This is a genomic window from Streptomyces sp. (assembly GCF_031178505.1).
Classification (GTDB): Bacteria; Actinomycetota; Actinomycetes; order Streptomycetales; family Streptomycetaceae; genus Streptomyces; species Streptomyces gulbargensis.
In genome coordinates this window covers 1-4293 of the sequence record NZ_JAPSIW010000605.1, presented here as the reverse complement: position 1 = coordinate 4293, position 4293 = coordinate 1, and the positions used below count along the sequence as shown (strand labels likewise).

Annotated in this window: 5 protein-coding genes; all 5 read right to left on the bottom strand. The window is 70.3% G+C overall.

Translation table 11 applies throughout. The features are described from left to right. A partial coding sequence (locus RIF68_RS28795; protein ID WP_309054222.1) for an SPFH domain-containing protein occupies nt 1–805 on the bottom strand: 805 nt, incomplete at its 3' end. A gap of 46 nt (nt 806–851) precedes the next feature. Continuing rightward, nucleotides 852–1319 carry a hypothetical protein gene (locus RIF68_RS28790; RefSeq protein ID WP_309054221.1) on the bottom strand — a complete coding sequence of 156 codons (468 nt, stop codon included), beginning with the start codon at nt 1317–1319 and terminating at the stop codon, nt 852–854. 182 nt (nt 1320–1501) lie between these two features. Continuing rightward, nucleotides 1502–2539 (bottom strand): helix-turn-helix domain-containing protein, encoded by a 1038-nt coding sequence (locus tag RIF68_RS28785; RefSeq protein ID WP_309054220.1) that lies wholly within the window; start codon nt 2537–2539, stop codon nt 1502–1504. 33 nt (nt 2540–2572) lie between these two features. Further along, the gene (locus RIF68_RS28780; RefSeq protein WP_309054219.1) at nt 2573–2884 is read right to left on the bottom strand and encodes a hypothetical protein; all 312 of its coding nucleotides are present in this window, start codon (nt 2882–2884) and stop codon (nt 2573–2575) included. After that, nucleotides 2881–3180: a hypothetical protein gene (locus RIF68_RS28775; protein ID WP_309054218.1), complete on the bottom strand. Its 300-nt coding sequence runs from the start codon at nt 3178–3180 to the stop codon at nt 2881–2883. The genes RIF68_RS28780 and RIF68_RS28775 overlap by 4 nt, the downstream gene beginning before the upstream one ends. Between the last annotated feature and the right edge of the window lie 1113 nt (nt 3181–4293).

Below are 4293 nucleotides of genomic sequence, written 5' to 3'. Positions count from 1 at the left end.
CCTTCGCCGTCTCGGCCTCCTCGCGGGCGCGGACGGTCTCGATCTCACGCTTCTGCTTGATCTCGGCGTCCGCCTGACGCCGCTCCAGTTCCAGGATGGCCTCGCGGGCGTCGACGTTCTGACGGGTAATCTCCTTCTGCTCGTGCTGCCGCAGTTCGTTGGTGCGGACGTTCTCCGCGGCGGTGAGCTCGGTGATCTTGCGGATGCCCTGGGCGTCGAGGATGTTCCCGGCGTCGAGCTGGGTGAGCGGGGTCTGCTCCAGATAGTCGATGGCGGCGTCCTCGAGGCTGTAGCCGTTGAGATCGATGCCGATCAACTCGATGATCCGGAAACGCAGTTCCTCGCGCTTCGTGTAGAGGTCGGTGAAGTCCATCTGCTTACCGACGGACTTGAGCGCCTCGGAGAACTTCGCGTTGAACAGTTCCTGGAGCGTCGCCTGGTCGCTCGCCCGCGTCGTACCGATGGCCTGGGCGACCTTGATGACGTCCTCGACCGTCTTGTTGACACGGACGAAGAACGAGATGCGGATGTCGGCCCGGATGTTGTCCCGGCAGATCAGCCCGTCCCGACCGGTCCGGGAGATCTCGATGGTCTTCACCGAGATGTCCATGATCTCGGCTTTGTGCAGCACGGGCAGGACGACCTGCCCGGTGAAGGTGACGTCGACCTTGCGCATCTTGGAGACGATCAGCGCTTTGCCCTGCTCCACCTTGCGGAAGAGCCGGCTGACCGCGAATACGACGGCTACGGCGAAGAGGAGGACCACGGCGACGAGCACGCCGATGCCCACGGTGATGGCATCCATGAGAGAACCCCGTGTCGATGGAGGAAGGAGAAAAGGGTGCAGCCGTTCAGGCGGTGGTACGCGAGGAGCGCGGGTCGGTGACGCGGCGGGGGACGGTGGTCCGCTTCGCCACCCGTACGGACCCGGCGCATCGCCGTGCCGAGCCGCGCGGGTCGGCCGAGGAAGCCCCGGCCCACCGGCCCGTCAGCCGCCTCGTCACCTGCCACGAGAAGGCCAGGGCACTCGCGAACAGGGCCACGGAGAGCGGAAAGGACCACGCGCCGGCCAGACCGGCCCGGCCGAGCAGCAGCATGCCGGAAAGGTCGAGGACCCATCCGACCGCGGTGAACACCGAGCCGGCCACCGCGACGGGTACGTCACCGAGCCCCAGAGCCTCGGCGTCCACATCGGCGTCGAAGACATCAGCGGTGACGACGCCACAGAGCACCAGCGACCAGAAGCCGACGACCGCGGCGAGCGCGGTGGTCAGGACCATCGTGGGGACTCCGAAGGCCGCGGCAAGGAATTCCGCCATGCCCGCCTCCCCCACCGTCGCTTCCGAAACCCGGCATGAGGCGCACACGAGGCGCCGCCGCCGAGACCATCCTGACGTCTCGTAAGGCGCTTGCGCATTGCCGGTCTCCGGCAATCTTTACGGCCTCTTGATGCCGAACCAGCAACCCTGCCCAGCCGATCCGGTGCCGAGGGCCGGACCGCTCAGAAGTCCTTCGCGGGCCAGCCGAGGAGCCGGGCACCGATGACGGCGGTCTGCAGGGTGTAGCGGCTCGCCGGGTCGGCGGGGTCGGCCCCGGTGAGGCGGTGGATACGGTCGAGGCGGTAGGTGACCGCCCGCACGGAGAGGTTGAGGTGGCGGGCGGCCTGGGTGGTGACGCATCCGGTGTCGAAGAACGCGGTCAGCGTCTCCAGGAGGGGTTCCGCGCCGCCGCGCGCCGACCGCAGGGGGCCGAGAACGCTGTGAACGAGGTCTTCCATGGCCTGCCGGTCCCGTGTGAGGACGGGGTAGACGAGGAGGTCGGCGGCGTGCAGGACAGGAGCGTCGAGGTCCAGTCGGTCGGCGAGGTCAAGGGCGCCGAGAGCTTCCTCATAGGAGTGCACGACCCCCCTCGGCCCGGGCTGGGGCCGACCGATGGCCACCTGGCCGCCACCGGTGGCCGCGAACGCCTGCTTGGCGAAGTACATCAGGACGTCGGCCTGGTCACCCGGCGCGACGCACACGATCCGACCGCCCTTGGTGGTGAGCAGGATGTGGCGGTCCCCGAATCTCCCGATCAGCGCCCGCTCGACCTGCTGCGGGACCGCGTCGGCCTCACTGTAGGCCTGCGGGCCGCGAGCGACGGCTACTGCGTGGGCCTGCGAGAGGCGCAGGCCGAAACGTTCCGCCCGCTCGGCCGTCCGCCCGAGGTCGCTCCGGCCGTACAGCAGGTCGTCGATGAACTCACGGCGCGCGGCCTCCTCCTGTCGCACGGCGAGCCGCTGGGCCCGCTCGAATCCGCCGGCGAAGGCATCGACGGACTGCTCGACGACCGCGAGCAGGTCCAGGGCCGTCCGCCTGGACGTGGGTTGCTCGGGCCATGCGGCACGGACGGCGGCCAGATGATGACCGATCGATTCCCGCAGGGCGAGGCCCTCACGTGCCGCCTGCTCGCCGTGCTCACGGCGCCGCTCCACCTCGTCCCGCCTCAGACGTCGCCCGCTCGCCGCGACATCCGCGAACAGCACTCTGTATTCCTGCACGTAACCGTCCACCTTTTCCCCTCCTCCACTTGGTCACTGTCGGGCTCGCCGGGGCCGGCCGGCGAGGAGGTCGTAGAGGACGACGAGCGCCACGGCCAAACCGGCGAGTCCGAGGCCGACGTACGCACATGTCGCCCGCACGCCGCTCGGCGCTCCGGCCACGCGCGGGAGCTCGTTGACCAGCACCACCCCGTAGAGAGCGAGCGCGGACACCCCGAGGAGCGCGGCCGGTGCCTGGGCGCGCCGGAAGCGGCCCGGCCGCCACCCGATGAGGACGGCCACCCCCGGCACCAGGAGGAGGACGGCTCCGCCCAGCAGAAGGATCCAGCTGGCCCAAGCGCTCACGACGACGTTCCTGCCTGTCCGTGGGCTGCCGCCCGCCGTGCGCGTCGTCGGTCCAGCTCATACATCCCGAGCAGTGAAGTGGCGGCGTTGAAGGGGAAGGCGACGGCTTCGGCGACGGCGGTGACGCCCCAGGCCCGCCCTGCGCTCGCCGCGAGCGCCGTGCACAGCAGCAGTGTGGGCAGGATCCGCCGCCACCGGGGCAGCTCGGTCATCCGCCACACGCGCAGGCACAGGATGACGTTGAAGATCAGGAAGGCGAGCGCGGACAGGGCGATCAGCATCAGGGAGAGGGGCACCGGCGGGTCCTTCGGGGCAGGCGGAAGACACTGCCGACCAGACTTCCCGGCGCACCAGCGCACGATCCTAGTGGTGAGGGAAGCTCTGTGCAGGTTGGACCACCTCCGCCGACCGATGACGAGGCCCCGGTCTCCCCGCATACGCGAAGGAGAAGGAGCCGGCCCGTCGATGCGCGAGAACACCACCGGAGTTCTACGGGCATGTACAGGCCGTGCTCCTCTAGCTCCTGGCTCCTGGCTCCTGCGGAGGAAAAGGAAACGGCCGGGCTCGGTGCGGTCGACGTCCTGGGAGTGTGGGGGCGCTCAGGCCGGGTTGCAACGTGCCGGGTCCCGGGAGCGAGCGGGCCGCTGCGCCCACGGCCGCCGCCGGACGCCGTTCACGTCGCCCACTGACGATCGCGGGACGCGTCGGCGGTGTGAGTTGCCGGGCCCCGGAAGCCGAGAGGCCACAGATTGTGCTGCTTCGGGCATGGTGCGAAGGCTCGCGGCATGACGGAATGACTTCCGATGATCAGGCGCCGGGCGCGCGGGTGCTTCCGGTACCAGCAGAAGAGTCCGATGTCACGGGATCGCTGTGTCGTGGGCGTACAACTTTCCGAGCCCTCCGTCGGTCATCATCGTCGGCCCACACCGCTGCGCGGTCACGGCCTTTCTCACGTGCCGTCCCCGGCGGCACCCCGATCACGCAAGGGTTTCCATGAAGCTCCGCCGAGCCGCGGCCCGGAGGCCGCACGGGGGGCGGCGGCGACGGGCCACAAGGCCCTCCGGGGCCGGCTCGTGCGGCCTCCGGGCCACCGGTCGCCGCCGCGTCCGCAGTCCTGGCCCCCGTCACGCTGCTGACCGCGACCACGGCCGTCGCCAGTCCCGGACCGGTCACCGAGACCACGGTGCCCGCCCCGGAGGCATCCGAGTCCCTTCCGGTTTCCGAAGCGACCACTCCGGCTGCGGAGACCACCTCGCCCGCGCCCGAGCAGGAGGAGAACCGGCCCATCTCGCCTGGGGCCACCGTCTCCTCCGCCCCCGCCACGCAGACCACCGCGCCCGGCACCGCGACGCCGGGAGTCTCCTCGACTCCGGACCGGACGCCTGCCACGCAGCCCGCGCCCTCGCAGA